Origin of the sequence: Raoultibacter massiliensis (assembly GCF_900199545.1) — a bacterium.
Classification (GTDB): Bacteria; Actinomycetota; Coriobacteriia; order Coriobacteriales; family Eggerthellaceae; genus Raoultibacter; species Raoultibacter massiliensis.
Genome location: NZ_LT962671.1, coordinates 550236 through 571153, shown reverse-complemented (window position 1 = coordinate 571153; position 20918 = coordinate 550236). Strand labels below are relative to the sequence as shown.

Below are 20918 nucleotides of genomic sequence, written 5' to 3'. Positions count from 1 at the left end.
CCGCACGCGTAAAGCGCGAAAACGGTCACCGGAACGTTTTCGGACCGAGCGCTTGCCGACACCGTGCCGAGGTACAATGGGCACAAGCACCTGCGAGGCAACGAGGTAACCATGGCAACAGCATCGGCCGACATGCCGCAATACGATTTCGATTACGACGGCTTCATCACCGAAGTCATCCCCCGCGTATACCGCGTAAGGGTTCCCCTCCCCGATAATCCCCTCAGGGAACTCAATTCGTATTTCATCGTCGATGACGAATCGACGACCATCGTCGATGTGGGCTTCGACCACCCCGCCTGCGAAGCGGCGCTCAACGCCGCACTCGATGCCCTCGGCCGCACCTGGGATACGGTGCAGATCGTACTCACGCACTCGCACCCCGATCACACCGGCAACCTCGATCGCATCTATCGGAACGGCATGCGCATTTGCGCAAACCTCCACTCCTTTCAAGAGGTCGAAAACCTCCAAGTCATGGAAGCCAAAGTATTCCAGCCGCTCGTTCGCCAAGCGGCGCGCCCCCAAGACGAGGGGCTTTCGTTCGAAAAGGGCGTGCCCCGGCTGAAACTGCATGCTGAGCTGTTGCCCCTGAAGCACCGCCCCTCCGTCACCTACATCGAGGAGGGCGATACCGTATCCGCGGGCGCCTACGAGTTCGAAGTCATCGAAACACCCGGACACGACAACTGGCACATATGCCTGTACGAACCGACGACAAAGACCATGATCATCGGCGATCACGTGCTCGAACGCATCACGCCCGCCATCTCGTCGTGGTTTGCCACGCACAACGCACTCGAAGAGTTCATGGAAAGCCTCGGCAAGATGAACCGCTACGACGTCGACCTCGTGCTGCCCGCCCATGGAGATCCGTTCACCGGCCTCACGAACCGCGTCATGCATTTGAAAGACCATCACGAGAAGCGGTTGGAAGAAATCTACGAGCTGGTCGCACAGGGGCACCACGACATCATCTCCATCTCGCAAAACGCTCGCTGGAAATACCCCGATTGGTGCCGATGGCCGCTCGACCAGAAGTATTTCTCGATGGCCGAGACGATGGCGCATCTGGTATACCTCGTATGCGATGGGAAAATCAAACAGACCATCTGCGGAGACGAATACCGATTCGAACTTCCGTCGTAGGGCAGCAGCCGAGCTTCGGGCCCATACTTAGCCGGCCGGCGCGCCGGCCGCAAGCCCCACCCACGAACCGCAAAGGAACCGCCGATGTTCGCAGATACCATCATCGAAACCGAATCGCTGTTCACCGGCGCGGGTGCCGGTGCCGAACCGGGGGCGGTGGCCATAGCAGGCGACCGCATAGCCTATGCGGGCCCGAAAGGCGGCGCTTTCACATGGCGCGGGCCGGACACGGAGGTGCGCGATTACGAAGATGCGTTGGTGGTACCCGGGTTCCACGATTCCCACCTGCACTTCTTCCATTCGGCGCTCTACAGTTCCCCTTTGGCGTCGAACTACCTCGGCACGAGCGAAGCCGACTACGTGGCGCACTTGGCGCCGCTTGCCGCTTCAAGGCCCGAGGGATCATGGCTGCTCGCCCAAGGATGGCGCGAGTACCGCTGGAATCCCCCCGTCATGCCCAGCAGGGAATCGCTCGACGACGCTTATCCCGCGCGGCCCGTTGCGCTGTATTCGGGCGATGCCCATACGCTTTGGGTCAATACGGCCGCGCTCGATGCGCTTGGCATCACCGAAGAAAGCGAACCTCCTGCGGGCGGCAGCTACGACCGCGACGGCGAAGGCAGGCTCACGGGCATCATCCGCGAAGCCGCCGCCATGGAACTGATGCCGCGCATCACGGCGTCGTTTTCCGATGAGGAGATGCAGACGGCCTACTGCGGGTTCATGGAAAAACTGCTTGCGAACGGCATCACCTCGGTCTGCGACATGTCGCTCATGGCAAGTCCGGGACTCGATTTCGTTCGCGACGACATCTACGCGGCTCTCGATGCCCAGGGGCGCCTCGCCGTGCGCGTGCACATGTTCCCCACGCTGACCGACGATATGGCCCGCCTCGAATCCATGCAGAAGCGCTTCACGGGAAACCGCCTGAGGGCACCGGGTTTCAAGCAGTTTTTCGACGGCGTCTCGAGCCAGCACACGGCCTATCTCGCCCAACCCTACGCCAACGCCCGCTTCGACGGCGATCGGGGGCGACCCACCGTCGAACCTGAAACCATGCGCAAGCTCGTGCTCGGAGCCGCGAAAGCGGGGCACGCCGTGCGCATCCATACGATCGGCGATGCGGCCATACACGGCGCCCTCGATATCTTCGAAGAGGCGCGCCTCCTGTTCGGACCGCTCGAGCACGGTCAAAATTGCTTGGAGCACCTCGAAAACTTCCAGCCCGAAGATATTGCGCGCCTCGGCGAGCTCGACGTACTCGCCGCCGTACAGCCGCCGCACATCACGCTCGATCCCGGCGGCCCCGAACGCGATCTGGGTCCCGATCGGATCCGCTGGATGTGGCCGTTCTCGACATTCCTCGAAAAGGGCGTGAAGATGGCCTTCGGCACCGATTCGCCCGTCGTCGACGTGAATTCGATGGACGTGCTGTACGCTGCCGTCACGCGACGGGATCCGCGCACTCACGAGCCGCAAGGCGGCTGGCTTGCGCAAGAACGCATTTCCATGGCAGACGCGCTGCGTGCCTACACGCTCGGCAGCGCCCAAGCCGCCGGAAGGGCAAACGAGCTCGGCACGCTCGAAGCGGGCAAATTCGCCGACATCGCCGTGCTCGACCGAAACCTGCTCGCCATCGCCGAAGACGAAATCCAGCAAACGAAGGTCATTGCCACCTACGTGGGCGGAACGCTGCTCTACGGGGAATGAATCAGTAATCCCACATGTGGTTCAAGGGGCCGTTGCCGCGCCCGAGAGCAAGGCCGTACTGCAGCGCCCCCGTCACGTAGCTTTTCGCTTTCGACACGGCGGCCTGCATCTCGAAATCCTGGGCAAGCCCGCAGGCGATGGCGGATGAGAGCGTGCATCCCGTGCCATGCGTGTTTTCGGTCTCGATGCGCTTATGGCGCAGCCAGACCACCCGCCCGTGCTCGGTCACGAGCACGTCATCCGCCCGCTCGGTTCCATGCCCCCCCTTGACGAGTACCGCACCCGAGGTTTTTTCGGCAAGCTCCTTCGCCGCGGACTCCATATCCTCGTCAAACGCGATGGCGCGACCGCAAAGCACTTCGGCCTCGGGAATGTTGGGAGTGACGATATCGGCGAGGGGCAGAAGCTTCGCCACCAAAGCCTCGACGGCTCCATCGTCGATGAGACGAGCGCCCGAAGTTGCAACCATGACCGGATCGAGCACGATGTTTTTCGCCTCGTTGGCAACAAGGCGCTCGGCAATGGCTTCGATGATGGCCGCCGAAGACACCATGCCTATCTTCACCGCATCGGGGCGAATGTCGTCGAACACCACGTCTATCTGCTGCGCGACGAATTCAGGGTCGACCTCGACCACGCCGTACACGCCGGTAGTGTTTTGCGCGGTCAATGCCGTAATGGCCGTCTCGGCGTACAGCTTATGCGCCGCAATGGTCTTGATGTCGGCCTGAATGCCGGCGCCCCCGCTCGAATCGGAACCCGCAATGCTCAAGACTGCTTTCATGTTCGACCCCCTCAGTCGTCGTTATCCGTGTTTCCGCACGCGCCTTGGCGCGGCGTTGTCGCGCCAAGGCAAATCGTAGCGCTTAGGCAAGCGCCTCGTCAACGAGCTCGCGAAGGCGCTTCGTCGACGACTCGATGTCTTGCGAGGCGAATATCGCCGACACCGCCGCCGCCCCATCGACCCCGGTGCCCGCAAGCGAGGATATCGTCGTTTCGTTGAGACCGCCGATCGCCACCACCGGAATGGCAACGGCCTCGCATATGGCGGCGAGCTCTTCGAAGCTCACGTCTGCGGCCTCGGGCTTCGTCGGCGTTCCGAACATCGCACCGACCCCAAGGTAATCGGCTCCGTCGGCCTGCGCCTCAAGCGCCTCTTCGAGCGTTTGCACCGAGACGCCGACGATCTTGTCGGAACCGAGCATGGCGCGCGCGGTTGCGCACGCCATGTCGTCCTGCCCCACATGAACGCCATCCGCATCCGCAGCGAGCGCCGCCCCGACGTCGTCGTTGACCACGAACGGCACCCGAGCGCGAGCGCAGAGCGGCCCGAGCTCTTTAGCAACGGCGATCAGCTCGTCGGCCGATGCGTGCTTGTCGCGCAGCTGAATGAAGGTCGCCCCGCCCCGCAGCGCCGACTCCACGCACTCGGCGAGGGTGCGCCCGTCGAGCCACGCGGTATCGGTTACCGCGTACAGCCGCATGGCCTTGCGTATATCATCGCGCGCATACATGGGCTACCGCTCGATTCGTTCGATTTTAGCCGCTGCTTCGAGCGCTTCGCCATCCATGCGGTACAGCGCATCGAGCAGGTAGGTGCGAAAAGAGCCGTTGCCATCGCGTGATCCCATGCGCTTTTCAGCAAGCTCGCCGGCCAAACCCATGCTCGAAACGGCGGCGACCGTCGCGTCGAGCATCGATCCGGGGTTGGCTGCGGCGTATGCGGCGCACAGACATGAGAGCATGCACCCCGCGCCGGTTATCTTGCCCATCACAGGCGATCCGTTAAAGACGGCATAGGCCTCTTCCCCGTCGGTCACGATGTCGATCGCCCCGGTGATGGCGACGACGGCTCCGGTCTTCTTCGCGAAATCGCGTGCGAACGCGGCCGATTCGGCCAGGTTTTCGGGAGTCACCGCATCGTCGGGGCATACGTCCACGCCCCGCGTGGTCGCAGCTCCCCCCGCAAGCGCCTTTGCCTCCGACATGTTCCCACGGATCACGGCGATGGGAAGCTTGTCGAGAAGCTCGGCCGCCGTAGCGGTGCGCAGCCTCGACGCTCCCGCCCCAACCGGGTCGAGCACGATCGGATGGCCGAGCTCGGCAGCGCGCTCCCCCGCCAAAAACATCGCCTCGATCGTGCGCTTGTTCAGGGTTCCGATGTTGATGGCGAGAGCACCGCAGATGCTCGTGATATCGATCACATCTTCGGGCTCATCGCTCATGATAGGGCTTCCTCCGCAGGCCAGAAGCGCATTGGCGCAATCATTGACCGTCACGTAGTTCGTGATGTTATGCACGAGCGGCACGCTTGCGCGAACCGTTTCCACCGCGTTTTTCAAAGCAAACTGTTCCATGGTTGTCTCCTTACCGCCGACCGGACCCATTTGCGCTTTCAATATGGGTCCCCGTCGCCGCCTGTTGGTCATCGAGCATCGAGATCTATAGTCAGCCCGTCCATAATCGTATTCACCGTGCGCATCGCGCACATCTTTCCGCACATCGTGCACGTTCCATCCGTCGAAGGCGGCGCGCTTTCGAAATAGCGTCGAGCCTTGACCGGATCGATCGCATGGGAAAACATCTCCTCCCAATCGATGCGGCGCCGCGCATCGCTCATCTTGTTGTCGATGTCACGTGCGCGGGGAATGCCTTTGGCGATATCGGCCGCATGAGCCGCGATCTTGGTGGCGACGAGCCCCTCGCGCACGTCGTTCACGTCGGGCAGGCGCAGGTGCTCGGCAGGCGTGACGTAACAGAGGAAATCGGCACCCGAAGCAGCGGCGACGGCGCCTCCGATAGCGGCCGTGATATGGTCGTAGCCCGGTGCGATGTCGGTGACAAGCGGACCGAGCACGTAAAACGGCGCATCGTGGCACAGGCGCTTCTCGAGCTTCATGTTAGCGGCAATCTCGTCGAGCGCCATATGCCCGGGTCCCTCGACCATCACCTGCACGCCCGCATCCCATGCGCGCCGCGCAAGCTTGCCGATCTCGATGAGCTCGGCTATCTGAGCGGCATCGCTCGCATCGTAGGTGCTCCCCGGCCTCATGGCATCGCCGATGCTGATAGTCACATCGTATTCGCGACAGATGGCGAGCACCTCGTCGAAGTGCTCGTAAAACGGGTTTTCGTTGCCCGTCGCCTCCATCCACGCGAAGATAAGCGATCCGCCGCGGCTCACGATATTGGCAAGCCGCCCTGTTTCCTTGAACGAATCGATGACGCGGCGGTTCATACCCGCATGAATGGTTGCGAAATCGACGCCATCCTGCGCATGCACCCGTATAACTTCAAGAAAGTCCTCGACCGTGATGTCGACGAGCGCCTTTTCAAGGTAGCCGATCGCATCGTACATCGGCACGGTACCCACCATGGCACTCGACATGCCGATGAGCGCGCGGCGGAATTCCCGCGTTTTGCCATGATTCGAAAGATCCATGATGCCCTCGGCGCCCAGCTCGAGGGCAACGGCGACCTTCGCGAACTCATCTTCTTCATCGTGGAGGTCGCCCGAGATTCCGAGATTGACGTTCACCTTGGTGCGCAATCCACCGCCCACGCCTTCGGGCGAAAGCGATGCATGGTTCACGTTTGCCGGTATGGCGATGCGACCCGAAGCCACGCCCTCGCGGATCTCTTCGGGGGTTTTGCCCTCTTTTTCAGCCACGATCTTCATTTCAGGTGTGACGGTTCCGTCACGTGCAGCAGTGATCTGCGTCATCGAACTCCCTTCGCTGGCATTATCCATAGCAGGTTCTAGGGTCGAAGCGGGATCGCGCTTCCTCTCAGCCTGCCGTTGCGCCGTTGCGCACCTGCAAGCTCCCCTGGTATGTAGGCGGCCTTCCGACCGCTGGGCGACGCAGTGCGCCGACCACTGAGCGATTATAGCCTTCCGCGCGCGCCGTTTGCCCCGCGCTGGCGAATGTGCGCGATTTTGACAAATTAACTCGACAGTCCTGCAAAACCAAAGCTCCCCAGACTCCATCTTCCAAAAAGCAAAACAACCTGTTTGCAAAACACCTGTTCAGAGAAGAGCTCTTCGGACGCCTCCTAAGGAAATATATTCCCAATCGCAGGACTGTCGAGATAATTTGGCAAAATCGCGCTTTTCAATTACACGCAGCGGCTACCCGACGCTCATCTTCCCCCACGCATGAAGCGGGAAGAACACGAGCAGCGTGCCGCTTTCCACGGACACGGTCGCCGGGCGCCCGATGAATTCGTTCGACACGCCAAGCGGTTCGTCGTTGGTAAGCGTTGCCTTGTCGAGCGGGTATTCAAGCCCGATCTCATCGACGCCGATAGCCGCATCGGACAGCGCGAACGCCGAAAGCGTGCCCGATTCCACCGCGTCGAAACGAAGCGAGGAGCGCTTGCCGCCCTCAAGTGCGGCCACCGCAAACGAATCGCCAACCGCAAAAACACGCAAGCCGCGCCGCGCGAACTTCGCAAGCAGCTGCAAAACGCCGTAGGTGTGATCAAGCCTGCCCGAAAGGCAGCCGTACACCACCAGCGTGTCGAAGCCGCGCTCGAAAGCACGCTCCATCGCCAACTCGATATCGCTCGCATCCTTATGCGAAGGATGCACCTCTACGTTGGCATGGGCTGGCACGTACCCGAGCGAATCGAAATCTCCCACCACGAGATCGGGCATGACGCCGATTCTTTCGAGATGCCCGTATCCCGCATCGACCGCAATCACGCAGTCGAACTTCTGGGCGGCGAAGTGATCCGCGTTGAATTCGACGGCGCCGACGAGCGCGCAGGTGCGCGATCCGCCGAACCGATCGTCAGCCGATCCGCCCTCTGCCACCCGAGCGCGATCGGCTGGTTGCCAAGACCCGAAAGCGCTATCGGCCACGGCTATCCGACCTCCGCCGCAAGGGAATCAAGCGCTGCCCCCGTAAGGCGATGATGCACCCATTCGTCCATTCGCGCAGCGCCGATGCTCTGGTAAAAACCGAGGCTCGGCTCGTTCCAATCGAGGCACGCCCAATCGAGACGCACCCATCCCCGCTCTTTGCAGATGCCCGCCAGATGCGCCATGAGCGCGCGGCCCGCACCGTTTCCACGGTACGGCTCGTCGATGAAGAGATCCTCGAGATACATGCCGCCCGAACCCGTCCATGTCGAGAAGTTCTGGAAGAACACCGCAATGCCGACGATTCCCGCATCGGGAGCCACCGCAACCACGGCCTCCGCAGCACGTTTCTCGAACATCCACTCGTTCAAAAGCTCCGGCGTCGCGCGCACCTCGTCCTCGGCCTTCTCGTAGGCTGCAAGCCTGCGGATCATCTCCAAAATGCCGGGGATATCGTCTGGGGTTGCTTGACGGAATTGCAGAGTGGTGCCATTCATGTGTTCCTGCCTTAATTCGGGTGATGATTTGGTAGAATACCATACCTGAGTGGGCCAGACGATCGCGCACCTGGTGTGAGGAAAGTCCGGGCTCCAAAGGGCAAGATGCCAGCTAACGGCTGGGCGGGGCGACCCGACGGATCAGTGCCACAGAAAAGAAGACTCTTCCGCGAAAACGCGCTTCGGCGCGCGGCAACGGCAGAAAAGCTGAAACGGTGCGGTAAGAGCGCACCAGCGCGTCGGCAACGGCGCGGCTTGGTAAACCCCATCTGGAGCAAGCGCAAATAGGAACGCGATACGGCTGCCCTTCCGTGCGTTCGGGTTGCGTGCTTAAGGCGCATGGCGACATGCGCCTCAGATAAATGATCGTCCAACGACAGAACCCGGCTTACCGGCCCACTCGCTTTCATTCTTGTCGCCCTCACGGACCGGCAAGCGGCATGCCGCCATCCCGCCTTCGCTGAACGGCAAGTATCACCTGGTCATCCTACCTTCGCTTGGACAACGGTCAACACCTGGTCACCCGACACGCCGGGCAGCAACCAAGCGCTCGAGGGCTTCGAAATGCCCAGACGATAGAGCGCAAAGGCGGGTCTGCCCGCACGGGAAGTCGGCCCGCTTGGACAAAACCTGGTCGCCTACGCGGGAAACAGGCTGTAGGAGCGCCCTTCGCTTGTGGCGATCGCATGGATGTTCACGCCGAACGCGTGCTCGATCGCACCCGATTCGAGCACCTCGTCGATGGTACCCGCATACGAGCAAACGCCGCGCTCCATGACCATGAGGTTATCGGAATACCGAAGCGCCAGGTCGAGATCGTGGATCACCATGATCACGGTCTTGTTCATCTGAGCGTTGAGGCAGCGAACGAGCTGCATGGTCTCGTGGCAGGCACGGATGTCGAGGTAGGTCGTCGGTTCGTCGAGAACGATGATGCCCGTGTCCTGCGCGAGCGTCATGGCGATGAACGCCCGCTGGCGCTCGCCGCCCGAAAGGTGACGAAGGTCGTGGCTCCTGAACCGCTCCACACCTGCCATTTTCATGGCCGACTCCACGTATTCCCGATCCTTTTGCCCGAGGCGTCCTTCGTGGCACTGATACGGATAGCGCCCGCACGCCACCAGCGATTCGACCGTCATCGCGGGCGGGCGCGACGCCTGGGCAAGAACCGCAACTTTACGGGCGCGTTCCTTGCCGTGCATCGAAAGCGTCGGCTCGCCCTCAACGAGCACGCGTCCCGAACTCGGGCGGTACAGCCCATCCACCAGCTTCACGAGCGTTGATTTTCCGCACCCGTTCGGCCCGACGATGCTCGTGACGGCGCCTTCCTCGAACGTCGCGGAAAGACCTTCGATAAACGGCATCTTGCCGTACGCAAACGATACGTCCTGAATGTCAACCGCGGTCATCGAGTCCCCCTTTGCGATTCTTGAGGATAAGGTAGATGAAGAACGGCCCGCCGAGAAACGCCATGAGTATGCCAACGGGCACCTCGTAGGGCGCAAAGAGCACGCGGGAGCACATGTCGCAGAACACGACGAACGCTGCGCCCGCAGCCGCCGAGAGCGGCAAAACGAGCCGATTGTCATGCCCGACGAAGAACCGCACGAGATGCGGAATGATGAGCCCCACGAACCCGAGCAGCCCGGCAAAGCTCACCGCAGCGCCCGAAAGCACTGCGGCGAGTCCGAGCATCAGCAGGCGCGTGCGGCTGACGTTCATACCGAGGGAGTGCGCAGTCTGATCGCCGAGCGCCATGATGTTGAGCTTGCCGGCTGCGCCGAACGCCGCAAGCAGGCCGATCGCGATGTAGCCCGCAGGCCAGAGCACATCCTTCATGAGCACGCCCGCGAGCCCGCCGACGAGAAAGGTCGACGAACCGATGTAGGCATCGGGGTTCACGATGAGGATCGTGTTCATGCCCGCCCCGAACACCGAGGTGATGGCGATGCCCGCAAGCACCACCGTAAGCCTCGAGGTGTTCGCCCCGAGGGAAATGCCGAAGATTACGAGCGCCGTCACAAGCGCACCTGCGAAAGCCGCAAGCGGAGGCAGCCACAGAAGCCCGGGAAACACCGAGGCCGCCAGCAGCACGAACAATCCCGCACCCGAGTTGATGCCGATGATGTTAGGACTTGCAAGCGGGTTGTCGAGCACCGCTTGGATGATGGCGCCGGCCACTGCAAGCGCCGCACCGGAAAGCAATGCCGCGAGCACGCGAGGAAGCCGCACGTTCACGAGAATGCTTTTCGCCGCATCGCTCACATCGCCTCCCGTGATCCAGGCGACAAGGTCGCCAAGGCTCACCGAAGACGAGCCGACGAGAAACGCCGCCACCGTCGCCGTTGCAAGAACGACAGCGACGGCGACGGATGCAAACGCACCTGTATGCCTGCGAGGGAGCATGTTCATAGCGAGAGACTATGCATACAGATGGTCGAAGAGCGTCTGGTAGCTTTCAGCCCAGTGCTCGTTGGGTTTGTAGAGGAACAGCTCCTTTTCAAGCGTGATGAAGCGCCCGTCTTTCACGGCGGAAAGCGTTGCCCACGCAGGGTTGGCCTCAGTCGCCTCGGTCAGGTTCTTCAGGGCCGCCGTATCGTCGTTGCCCATAGGCACGACGAAGATGAAATCGGGATCGAGCTCGATGACCGATTCGAGGCTGAAATCCTTGAGCAGACTCTGATTTTCGTCGGCAAGGTTCTTCACGCCGAGGTCGGCAAGCATGGCGCCGGTCATCGTGGACGAATTCTGCACGCGGGTGCCGCCCGAAAACGTGGTCATCGCAAGCACGGTCGGCTCATCACCCGCAGGCACGCTCGCCTTGATCTCATCGATCGCATCGGCAATCGCCTGGCCGTTCTGCTCGTACAGATCGTCGCGGCCGGTGATGTCGCAGAACGTCCGCAGCATGCGCAAGTAGTCATCGAACGTGGTCACCTCGAAGTACGCCACGGGAATGCCCGATGCCTCAAGGCTCTGTTTGAGATCGGCTTGGCTCGAATCTCCCCCGCGGCCGCCCGATCCGCTTGTCATGATGACGAAATCGGGCTCGAGCGCGATGATCGATTCGAGGTTCGGCGATGAGAAATCGCCCACTTTCACCGCATCGGCCGACGTGATGCTGTAGCTTTCGAACGCATCGTCGGATGCGCCGACGAGCGTTCCGCCGGCAAGCTCCCACGTGTTCGCGAAGCTGCCCATGCAGGCTACCACGCGCTCGGGATTGTCAACCGTCACCTCGGCACCCGTATCATCGGTGAAGGTGCAGGGTCCGTTTTGGCTGCCTGCCTGATCGGAGCCGGCGGATCCGCTTTGAGCATCCGGCGTATCTGCCGGCTCCTGCGACGAGCATCCCGTCAGGGCAACGCAGCCGAAGAAAAGGGCGATCGCCGCAACCAATCCCGCGAAGAGCACCCGAGCGTCTCGTTTCATCGTTTTCATCATCATATCCCTTCCATCCAACGCTGTATTTCTAAACAGTCTCATGCCGTACCCGCTCTGCCGAAAAACATTCGGAGCGCCGTACGCCGCGATTTCCATCGCGCACGGCACGCAAGCGAGCGCGACGATTCTCACTCGGCTACGATGCCGCTTCGAGCTTCTGCCCGTGGGCGCAGTATTCGTCTTGCGCCATGACGTCGCCGTCGTGGTAGTACGCCGCGCGCGCCCGGCATCCGCCGCAGCCCTGTTTGTAATCGCATGTCCCGCAGGCGCCGCTGTACTCTTCGGTACGCAGCTTCTCGAAGACGGGGCTCGATGCCCATATCCGGTCGAAGGGCGTCTCGCGCACGTCGCCCGCCTCTTCGGTCATGTAGGCACAGGGGCGCACGATGCCCTCCGATCCGATCACGCAATACGTAAGCCCCGCGAGACATCCCCGCGAGAAGCGCGTCTCAACGCCGAGCTGCTTGGCAACCCGGGTGAATTGCGGGGCGCAGGTCGGTTTCACATCGATCGAAACCTCTGCGGATTTCAGCATGATGTCTTTCAGCAGCTCCTCGTTCTCAAGCACCTCGAGGCCCGTTTCCTGAATGTAGACGCCGCGCCCCACAGGGATCAGGAAGAAGATGTAGTGAGCGATGGCGCCGATTTCCTGAGCGAAGTCGGTGATGGCGCACACTTCGTCGCGATTCCAGTCGACCACCGTAGTATGCAGCTGAAACGGCAACCCCGCCTTCTTGCAGGCCTCGATGCCGGCCATCGTGAGGCCGTAGGCGTCTTCCAGTCCCCTGAACTTGTCGTGCTTTTCAGGATCGAGGCTATCGACGCTGATGCCCATGGCCATAGCCCCGCACTCTTTGAGCCGCAACGCTATCTCTTCGGTGATGAGCGTGCCATTGGTGCCGAATACCGGACGCAGCCCCCGCGATGCGGCGTGGGATACCAGATCGAAGATATCAGGGCGCAAAAGGGGCTCCCCGCCCGAGAAGATCATGATCTTGAAGCCCGCCTTCGCTATCTCGTCGATCATCTTCATGCCCTCTTCTGTGGAAAGCTCGCGCTCCTGCTGCTCTTCGGCATCTTGATAGCAGTGCACGCATTTGAGGTTGCATTGGTTCGTCGTCATCCACGACACGATCATAGTGTGCCTTTCTCTCGTCTTCTTCTTTTTAATTAATGTATTACCTATTTTGCGGATGCTTCCCCGCGTGCTTGCTGCAGGAGCAATCCGCTACCCCGTTTGCTGGTACGATGCCACGACCGCATCGAGGTGGTCGCACACTGATTGGCGAAGCTCGTCGAACGAGCCGTCTTCGCCATGATGGCCGTGTGCGCGCCCGTGATGCGGCGAGATGTTCTCCATGAGGATGAAGTTCTGGTTAGCCGAAAGCGTTTGCTGGGATTCGTCGAGTTCGAGATAGCGGCGCGCAAGATCGCGGTTGCCGGGACTGTCGAGCGGCTCGCCTTCCGACATCTGCCTGATGGTATCGGCGATAAGCTCGTGCCATTTCGAAACGGACTGCCCGCGCAAGGCGATGTCCTCGTCGGTCGCCTCGGTGAGTCCGCTTTCGTTGATGCAGGTAAGCCGCCAGAAAAACTGGCTGTCGTCCTGGCTGCGCTCGATGGTTGCCGCCATGGTTGCCCAATCGACCTCATCGGGTTCGTTGGATGCCTCGAGCAGCGCGCGCATCGTTGTCAGGCGCTTGAACAAATCCTGGAAATCTTTCTCGATATCGTCCATCTTCCGATCCGCCAGCGCATGGAACGCCGAGGCGTCGCGGAAAAGGCCTGCATCGGATTTGATCTCCGAAAGGGAAAGCCCTAGGTATTTCAGAGTCAGAATGCGGTACAGATCTTGTACGTTCTCCTCGGTGTAGAGACGCTGGTTCTGCGGCCCCTTCGCCGACGGCGATAAAAGGCCCTGTTGATCGTAGTACTGGATCGTGCGCACGGTAACCCCCACGCGGCGCGCAAGATCCCCTACCGTCAGATATGCCGGATCGGTCATCTGTTCTCCTACGTTCGGCGAACGCGATCGCGTTTCGCCTTGGCAATCTCATCTTAGCATGCGGGGTGCGACCCAATCGCAAGGGCAGCACCCGAACAGCACTGAACGATACGTGATGACGCTACGTCATCGTCAATACGTTTTTTCCAGCTTCAGAACTTTCGTACAAAAAGATAGAGGAAACCACCGCCCAACCGAGGGAAAACCCCTATCGGCGAGAGCCCGCCAACCATCGAAACAAAAAAACGCGGGCCGAAGCCCGCGTCACATGTTCGTTTACCGTATCGGCATTCGCCGAGCATGTTCCAACTAGTCGATTTCCTCGAACTCGAAACCGTCGTCGGCATCGCCGAATCCAGAGAGGTCCTTCTCAACCCGCGAGGGCTTGGGGGTGGTGGGAACGACGACCGAAGAGGCGCTTGCGGCAGGCGTGGTGTAGGCGGCTGCGGTAGCGGTTGCCTCCTTGCGGATGGGCGCCTGAGCCTTGGTAGTCGAACGGCTTGCCGATTTGGCATGGGCACTCGCAACGGGCGCGGGAGCGGGTCCGCCGATTTCGACGAGCTTCTTGCTCGCGGATTCGATGAAGTCCTTGAGAAGATCCTGATATTCGCCGCGGACGTCTTCGCGATCCTCTTCGAGATCTTTGATAGCGTCCATGATCTTCTGCTTTTCGTTGTTCGCCTTATCGAGAATGCGCTGAGCCTCTTCCTCGGCTTCGGCGCGGGTTTGCGCAGCCTCGGCATTGGCGGTTGCAATGATCTCGTCACCGGAGCGCTGGGCGATGATGAGAGCCTGGGCGATGGCGTTGCCGTCGGCCTTCTTCTCCTCCAGCTGGCGCTCGAGCTCCGCTATGCGGGCATCCTTCTCGGCAAGCTCGTCATTCGATGCGGCAGCGACGTTGCGAGCCGGACGATCGAACCCACCGAACTTGTTATCGTCGAGTTCGCCCTGCAGCTGGTCGATGAAGGCGTTCATCTCGTCGAGTTCGTTCGCGACATGCTCGAGAAATACGTCAACCTCGTCGACGTCGTAGCCCTTGCGGTCTATGGAGAAGCTCTGATTCTGAATATCAGCCGAAGTCATAGCCATTGCGATTTCCCTTCATTTTGTCCTTGCGAACATATGGTAATACCCTAAAAGATGCTCAAGATCAAACGTACTCCAAATTGTAATACAAGCAGTGCAATTATGGGGCTAACGTCCACCATTCCTCCAAGGGGAGGTATAAATTTCCTGAAAAGGTTCAGATACGGATCGCATATTTTCGCGAGTACGTTATCGATGTCAGCCAAGATGCCCCGCTTGGTCGGTATCCACGACATGAGCACGTACACGAAGATGATCATGCTGTACACATCGGCCAGCGATGCTATCAGGTACTTGAAGCTCAACATGCACCTAACTCCTTAGATCGTTGTACGGCGGCAGCAACGCCAGCCTCGTAAGCGCGGGAAAGCCCCGCTTCGCCCATAGCCGCCAAGGCCGCGAGCGTCGATCCGCCCGGGCTGCAAACGGCAAGGCGCGTCTGTTCGGGCGTTTGGCCCGTCTTTCGGATAAGCTCGGCGGTGCCGTACACGGTCTGCACGGCGAGCCGCTCGGCCAGATCGGCGCTCAGCCCCTCGCGCGCACCCGCTGCGGTAAGCGCCTCGATCATAGCCGCCACGTAAGCCGGCCCCGATCCCGAGATAGCCCCCGTCGCATCCATGTCGGCCTCTTCGATGACGAAGGCGGCTCCAAGACACGAGAACAGCGCCCGCACCAGCTCGACGTCTTCGACGCTGGCGCTTGACGAACCGCAGACGGTCGTCGCGCCCGCACCCACGAGCAACGGCGTGTTCGGCATCGTGCGCACAAGGTGCGCACCCGGCGGAAGCGCACCCAGCAGCCGCTCGGTCGTCATGCCGGCGGCTATGGATACGAACAGGCACTCCCCGAATCGGGCCTCGTTGGCAATCGTTTCGAGCATGCCCATCATCACTTGGGGTTTTACCGCCAAGACAACGATGTCGGCCGCATCGATATCGGTCGCCTGTTCGACGCACGCGACGCCGTAGGTTCGCTCGAGGTACTCGCGGCGCGGCAATCCAGGGTTCGCCACGATGAAGTTCGCCGCAGAAAGCACGCTCGCGGGGGCTTCGTCCGACGCGATCCAACCGCCCATGATCGCTTCGCCCATCTTGCCGCCCCCGATAAGGGCGATGCGCGTATCTTGCGAAAGCTTCGCCATTACAGCACGCCCTGATTGCGCAAGCTCATGAGCTCGTCGTTCGAAAGCGCGCTGCCGCGCAGGATCACGAAAACCTTGTCGGCCACGCATTCGACGCTCGCATCCAGGGCGCTCGACACGCCGAAGGAGAAATCGAGAATGCGCTTGGCCAGGTGGTCGGGTGTGTTGCGCAGCGAAAGCACGACCACATCGCCCGCCTTCACGATCTTGGCAACGCGTTCCACCTCGCCGTAGCTCGCGGGTTTGAGGACGCTGAGCGAACGGGTCGGGTTATGCGAGGAGGCTCCCGATCCCGCATACGCCTCGTACGGATCGTAGGCAGAAGACGAAGAAGCAGACGAGCCAGCCGTCGTCGAAGCGGCGCTCGACGCCGTAGCGGTAGAGGTGAACAGCGAGTTCAAGTCCTCGGAACGCTGGGAGCCCGAAGGCAGATCGCTGGTCTCGGTGCTTCGAAGATAATCGGCCGCACGCTCGACTTGGCGAGACGAGCCGAAGCTCGAACGATAACCCGAACCCGAAGGCGTGCTGTAGGAAGAAGATCCCGCTCCGTATGCCGAAGAAGGCGACGTGGCGTGCCGAGGCGGAAGCGGATCGCGCTTCAGGCTTTCGGGCACCTGCGTGTTCGCACGCACATCGTCGATCGAGACGAGGCGCGGAGAAGAGGCGCTGTGAGCGCCCGAACGAGAAGATCGAGCCGATGCGCGGTCATCGTAGCCGTAATCGTCGGCATAATCGCTGCCGTATTCGCCGTAGTCCTCTTCGTAGCCCTCGCCGTAATCGTCATTGTAATCGTCGTAGTATTCGTCGTCGTAGGCACCGTCGTTCTTATCGCCGAGGCCGAGCTTGCTCTTGATCCCGCTGAGCATTCCCCCGTCGGACTTCCCTATCCTTGGCAGTTCCATCGTATCACCTGCTTCGTTTCGGCCGGATGCTGCGTGTCCGGCGTCTTGCTTCTATTGCGAAATGCCCGTTCATTCGAAGGCATCATCGAAAACTGCTCTCCCGATTCGGACTATGGTAGCGCCCGCGGCTATGCCCTCGCGCCAGTCTTCGCTCATTCCCATAGAAAGATCATGCATGAATGCGGGGTCATCGCACTCGGGATGTGCGGATTTGAGCCTGTCGCGCAGTTCGCGCAGCCCCCCGAAACTCGCCTTCGCGCGCTGAAGGTCGCCCTGCGGCGCCATCGTCATGAGACCGCGGACGCGAAGGCCGGGAAGCGCGAGGCAGTGAGCGAGCATCGGTTCCACGGCATCGGGCGCAAGGCCGCTCTTGCTCGCCTCGCCCGATACGTTCACCTCGAGAAGCACATCCTGCACCTTGCCGGCCGCCCGTGCGGCCGCATCGATCTTATCGGCATGTCGCTGCTGGTACAGCGAATGCACGATATCGGCATGAGCTACGATATCGCCGATGCGCCGCGATTGGATGTTTCCGATGAAATGCCATGCGGCATCGGAAAACAACGGCTGTTTTTCAAGCAGGCCCTCGGGTCTGTTCTCTCCGAAGTTGCACGCGCCCGCCGCTGCGGCCTGCGCCACCTCGTCGGGACCCACCGTCTTCGAAACTGCCACGAACACCACCTCGTCGGGATCGCGCCCCGCCTCGCGGCAAACCGATTCGATTTCGGCGGCCAACCGTTCGTAGCGTGTCTGAATGCTCACTTTCCTCATCCCTTTCGAACCGCGAACGCACCGTGCCGCCCGGCTATGCCGCCCTGGGCGCGATGCGAGAAGAACCGATCGTTTTCACATACCGTGCACGCGTCTGCATCGACGATACGCTCGATTCCGACGCCGTGAAGGCCTGTGCGAAGCGCCGCAGAGAGATCGACGTGGTTTCGATCGGGAGCGCAGGCCGCACCGAAACGGCCGACGAACCGATCGCGCACATCCTCGCCGGTCTCGAAGCATTCGCGGCGAATATGGGGGCCGATGTAGACGTTCATGGAACCCTCGGCAACCCCGCATCCATCATCGCGATCAAGGCTCGCGAGCAGCCGAACCGCATCTTCCGCGATACCGGCTAAAACGCCTCTCCAGCCAGCATGGATCACCGCGAAACGCCCGCTCGGCGATACAACGATGACCGGCACGCAATCGGCGTAGCATAAAAGCGCGGCAACGTCGGACACCTCGATCAGGAGCGCATCGGCCCCCGTTTCGGCCTCGTCCTTCGCCCGGCAAACGGCCTCGGCAGAAGAGCCCGCAACGCGCACGATGGCACCGCCGTGAACCTGATGCGGCACGACAAGGCTATCGGGCCCGACACCGAAAGCCTCGGCCACGATCGCACGGTTGCGCGCAACGCAAGCCGCGTCGTCGTTCACATGATCGCCTAGGTTGAGCGATGCGAACGGCCCTTCGCTCACGCCGCCTATCCGCTCGGTGAATGCGATGCGAATGCCTGTGCGATCGAAAAGCGCCTCGTCGGTCAATGCCCCGATAGACGCAAAACGACCCCTGGACAGATGCGGCAATGGCAGTTCAAGGGTCGTTTCCATGGTTCGCGAAAACCGATTATGCGGCTTAACGCTGGCGCTTCAGAAAATCGGGAATGTAATCCTCGTCGGCGAAGCGGCCATTCGGGCTATTCGAGAAATTGAGCGAAGCGGGTTGAGGGGCAGGATCGGGAGCCGCCTGCGTCGTCGATGCGAACAGGTCTTTGCGGGAGAAGTCCATCGAAGACTGGGACGCACCCTGCTTGAAACCCGTTGCGATGACGGTGATGCGCACCTCGTCGCCGAGCGACTCGTCGATGATCTGGCCGTAGATGATGTTGGCGCTTTCGTCGGCACACGATTCGACCGTACGGGCCGCTTCGTCGACCTCGGTCAGCGTAAGGTCGGGACCGCCTGCAATCGAGAACAGCACGCGCGAAGCACCCGAGATCGAAGATTCGAGCAGCTTGGAATTCGTGGCCTGCTGTGCGGCGTCGAGCGCACGGCTCTCGCCCGATGCGCGGCCGATGCCCATCAAGGCTGTACCCGCGTCCTTCATGACGGTGCGGATGTCCGCGAAGTCGAGGTTGATGAGACCGGGAATGGTGATAAGGTCGGTCACGCCCTGGATGCCCTGGCGCAGCGTATCATCGGCGATGCGGAACGCGTCGAGCATGGTGGTTTTCTTCTCGACGATCTCGAGCAGACGATCGTTCGGAATGACGATGAGCGTATCGACTTTCTGCGACAGAAGATCGATGCCCTGGTCGGCCTGGTTGCGACGCAAACGGCCTTCAAACGAAAAGGGCTTCGTCACGATGCCCACGGTAAGCGCGCCTATTTCCTCGCGCGCGATTTCAGCTACGATCGGAGCGGCTCCCGTACCCGTTCCGCCGCCTTCGCCTGCGGTGACGAACACCATGTCGGCTTCGGCAAGAGCTTCGCGGATCTCCGCGCGGCTCTCTTCGGCCGCTTGGCAGCCGACCTCGGGATTGGCTCCCGCACCCAGGCCACGAGTAAGTTCTTCGCCGATGTGGATCGTCTTGTCGGCATCGGACATGAGCAAGGCCTGACGATCGGTGTTAACGGCGATGAGCTCAACGCCCTTAATGCCAGCCTCGACCATGCGATTGACTGCATTCGTGCCGCCGCCACCAACACCAACTACCTTGATGACCGCCAAATGCTCGGGACCTATTATGTTTGGCATCCTATACTCCCCACATATGCTGCGTTTTCAAATGCTGCGTTTTCCTGCGTATACGTACGTTTTTGAACGTGGCGTTATTGTACACGATGATACTGCAATTGCAAATTACAGCACGGTGAAACAACAGATACGTCAAAAAACGGTAATCCATCACGCGAAAACGCGAATACCGCAGGTGCAGCCGCTGGAGGAGCGAAAGCTTTTCGAAACGGACGCTTTCGCCTACAACTTCGACGAAGCGGTCACCGCCCGCGATGCCTTTGGCTCGCCCGACCGCCCCGAAAGCCATCGACCGACGCGAAGAACCCCGTACAACAGAGCAATGCCAGCGTAGAACGAAATCGCCAACAAGGAACCCGAACCCGTTGCAGCCGAGGGAAAGAGAAGGACGGATGCATGCACCGATACAAGAATGAAAAATGGATACGCAAGTCTTTGAAGTCGCTTCCAGGATCCACCATGCATATAGCGGCGCACCGACTGCAGTGACGTCACGGCAAGGACGGCGAGCAGAATGACGAGAACGCAAGCGATAATTAGCGATGTCGCCGTCGGCGCCGCAGCCGTGGCGAAGCCAGAAAGCGCCACGCCAAGATACACCTGAACATAGCTGCCGACATGAGCGAGGACGAGCAGCGATGCAACGATGGAAAGCGGGCCGCGAACCGGCTTGAGACACGTTCGCAAACGCGACCCAGAAGGAAGCACGCCTATGTACATCACGATGACGAACAATCCGTAAGGAAGCGTACAGCGCCGCAAAAGCGGAAGCATTCCCCGTTCGATGCCAGCGGGCAGAGCGCCGCCGAGAAACGCGACGACGGCAATGATCGCAACCGCGTAGCAAGCTCCCGGCCAGCGGACAAGCGGAACCCGAAACGCAGCAGTTAATACCGCAGCGATAACAAGAGACAGAAGAACATCCACCACTAATCACCTTCTCCGTGCGAGAACGCCCCTGCCGCCAACAGCGCACCGAAAGCAGCCAAAGCAGCACCCAGCAGCGTCGAAACAATCAATTTCACCAGAGCACCACCCGAGAAAACGAAGACGGCCCCACCCAGCACCGCCAAAAACGCAAGCGTGCAGGGATAATACAGGGCTCCGCAGACAAACCCCGTCAGCAATCCCTTTGCTTCTCCAGAGAGCCTTACGGCAGCCACACGCACCAATGCCGTTGCCGCTATCGGCGCAAACGCAGACAGACCCATAACGGGGCTCATCGCAAAGAGAACGAGGGAGAACAGGGCGAAGGAGCCGAGGCAAGCCGCGAAACCCGCGCCCCTCCCTAGAAAAGCAGCCGTCGCAAATGACGTCGGAAAAGCCATCAGGACAGCGTGGAAGCCGTACAATTCGGGCAGTAATTTTGCCA

22 protein-coding genes and 1 other RNA gene are annotated in these 20918 nt (G+C 60.9%); 3 read left to right on the top strand and 20 right to left on the bottom strand.

What is annotated here, in order from left to right:
• The first annotated feature begins 111 nt into the window (after positions 1-111).
• Positions 112-1149, top strand: coding sequence for an MBL fold metallo-hydrolase (locus tag C1719_RS06565; protein ID WP_102374376.1), 1038 nt, complete (start codon positions 112-114; stop codon positions 1147-1149).
• An 84-nt stretch (positions 1150-1233) separates the two neighbouring features.
• Positions 1234-2859 carry an amidohydrolase gene (locus C1719_RS06560; protein WP_102374375.1) on the top strand — a complete coding sequence of 542 codons (1626 nt, stop codon included), beginning with the start codon at positions 1234-1236 and terminating at the stop codon, positions 2857-2859.
• Position 2860: 1 nt separating this feature from the next.
• On the opposite strand, the gene thiD is transcribed toward C1719_RS06560, so the two are convergent.
• The 6 genes from thiD to C1719_RS06530 form a co-directional block, all read right to left on the bottom strand.
• Complete coding sequence (thiD, locus tag C1719_RS06555; protein ID WP_102374374.1) at positions 2861-3643, bottom strand: bifunctional hydroxymethylpyrimidine kinase/phosphomethylpyrimidine kinase; 783 nt, start codon at positions 3641-3643, stop codon at positions 2861-2863.
• Between the two features lie 82 nt (positions 3644-3725).
• Positions 3726-4373: a thiamine phosphate synthase gene (gene thiE / locus C1719_RS06550; protein ID WP_102374373.1), complete on the bottom strand. Its 648-nt coding sequence runs from the start codon at positions 4371-4373 to the stop codon at positions 3726-3728.
• 3 nt (positions 4374-4376) lie between these two features.
• Positions 4377-5216, bottom strand: a complete 840-nt coding sequence (gene thiM, locus C1719_RS06545; RefSeq protein WP_102375961.1) for a hydroxyethylthiazole kinase — start codon at positions 5214-5216, stop codon at positions 4377-4379.
• 68 nt (positions 5217-5284) lie between these two features.
• A complete protein-coding gene (thiC, locus tag C1719_RS06540) occupies positions 5285-6583 on the bottom strand; it encodes a phosphomethylpyrimidine synthase ThiC (protein ID WP_102375960.1) in 1299 nt (432 codons plus the stop codon).
• 405 nt (positions 6584-6988) lie between these two features.
• A complete protein-coding gene (locus C1719_RS06535) occupies positions 6989-7723 on the bottom strand; it encodes a thiamine diphosphokinase (RefSeq protein WP_245874398.1) in 735 nt (244 codons plus the stop codon).
• Positions 7724-7725: 2 nt separating this feature from the next.
• The gene (locus C1719_RS06530; protein ID WP_102374372.1) at positions 7726-8220 is read right to left on the bottom strand and encodes a GNAT family N-acetyltransferase; all 495 of its coding nucleotides are present in this window, start codon (positions 8218-8220) and stop codon (positions 7726-7728) included.
• A 46-nt stretch (positions 8221-8266) separates the two neighbouring features.
• Between C1719_RS06530 and rnpB the strand changes: the two genes are divergently transcribed.
• An RNA gene (gene rnpB, locus C1719_RS06525) (RNase P RNA component class A) lies at positions 8267-8627 on the top strand.
• 231 nt (positions 8628-8858) lie between these two features.
• Here rnpB and C1719_RS06520 read toward each other — a convergent pair.
• The 14 genes from C1719_RS06520 to C1719_RS06455 all read right to left on the bottom strand — a co-directional run bounded on the left by C1719_RS06520 (position 8859) and on the right by C1719_RS06455 (position 20874).
• Positions 8859-9629 (bottom strand): ABC transporter ATP-binding protein, encoded by a 771-nt coding sequence (locus C1719_RS06520; RefSeq protein ID WP_102374371.1) that lies wholly within the window; start codon positions 9627-9629, stop codon positions 8859-8861.
• The gene (locus C1719_RS06515; protein ID WP_102374370.1) at positions 9616-10632 is read right to left on the bottom strand and encodes a FecCD family ABC transporter permease; all 1017 of its coding nucleotides are present in this window, start codon (positions 10630-10632) and stop codon (positions 9616-9618) included. Before C1719_RS06515 ends, C1719_RS06520 begins: the two co-directional genes overlap by 14 nt.
• Positions 10633-10641: 9 nt before the next feature.
• Complete coding sequence (locus C1719_RS06510) at positions 10642-11667, bottom strand: ABC transporter substrate-binding protein (protein WP_245874397.1); 1026 nt, start codon at positions 11665-11667, stop codon at positions 10642-10644.
• 133 nt (positions 11668-11800) lie between these two features.
• Positions 11801-12802 (bottom strand): putative heme d1 biosynthesis radical SAM protein NirJ2, encoded by a 1002-nt coding sequence (gene nirJ2 / locus C1719_RS06505; RefSeq protein ID WP_102374369.1) that lies wholly within the window; start codon positions 12800-12802, stop codon positions 11801-11803.
• Positions 12803-12892: 90 nt separating this feature from the next.
• On the bottom strand, positions 12893-13669 hold the full coding sequence (locus C1719_RS06500; protein ID WP_102374368.1) for a MerR family transcriptional regulator: 777 nt from the start codon (positions 13667-13669) through the stop codon (positions 12893-12895).
• Between the two features lie 309 nt (positions 13670-13978).
• On the bottom strand, positions 13979-14758 hold the full coding sequence (locus tag C1719_RS06495) for a DivIVA domain-containing protein (RefSeq protein ID WP_102374367.1): 780 nt from the start codon (positions 14756-14758) through the stop codon (positions 13979-13981).
• Positions 14759-14802: 44 nt separating this feature from the next.
• Positions 14803-15063 (bottom strand): YggT family protein, encoded by a 261-nt coding sequence (locus C1719_RS06490; RefSeq protein WP_102374366.1) that lies wholly within the window; start codon positions 15061-15063, stop codon positions 14803-14805.
• On the bottom strand, positions 15057-15896 hold the full coding sequence (gene proC, locus C1719_RS06485; RefSeq protein WP_180963503.1) for a pyrroline-5-carboxylate reductase: 840 nt from the start codon (positions 15894-15896) through the stop codon (positions 15057-15059). Before proC ends, C1719_RS06490 begins: the two co-directional genes overlap by 7 nt.
• On the bottom strand, positions 15896-16798 hold the full coding sequence (locus tag C1719_RS06480) for a cell division protein SepF (RefSeq protein ID WP_102374365.1): 903 nt from the start codon (positions 16796-16798) through the stop codon (positions 15896-15898). Before C1719_RS06480 ends, proC begins: the two co-directional genes overlap by 1 nt.
• 69 nt (positions 16799-16867) lie before the next feature.
• Positions 16868-17569, bottom strand: coding sequence for a YggS family pyridoxal phosphate-dependent enzyme (locus C1719_RS06475; RefSeq protein WP_245874395.1), 702 nt, complete (start codon positions 17567-17569; stop codon positions 16868-16870).
• Positions 17566-18399, bottom strand: a complete 834-nt coding sequence (locus C1719_RS06470) for a purine nucleoside phosphorylase YfiH/LACC1 family protein (RefSeq protein ID WP_102374364.1) — start codon at positions 18397-18399, stop codon at positions 17566-17568. Before C1719_RS06470 ends, C1719_RS06475 begins: the two co-directional genes overlap by 4 nt.
• Positions 18400-18424: 25 nt before the next feature.
• A complete protein-coding gene (gene ftsZ / locus C1719_RS06465) occupies positions 18425-19546 on the bottom strand; it encodes a cell division protein FtsZ (RefSeq protein WP_102374363.1) in 1122 nt (373 codons plus the stop codon).
• A gap of 222 nt (positions 19547-19768) precedes the next feature.
• Entirely contained in the window at positions 19769-20473 is a 705-nt protein-coding gene (locus C1719_RS06460) for a hypothetical protein (protein WP_146007857.1), read from the bottom strand.
• Positions 20474-20475: 2 nt separating this feature from the next.
• A complete protein-coding gene (locus C1719_RS06455) occupies positions 20476-20874 on the bottom strand; it encodes a hypothetical protein (protein ID WP_146007856.1) in 399 nt (132 codons plus the stop codon).
• Between the last annotated feature and the right edge of the window lie 44 nt (positions 20875-20918).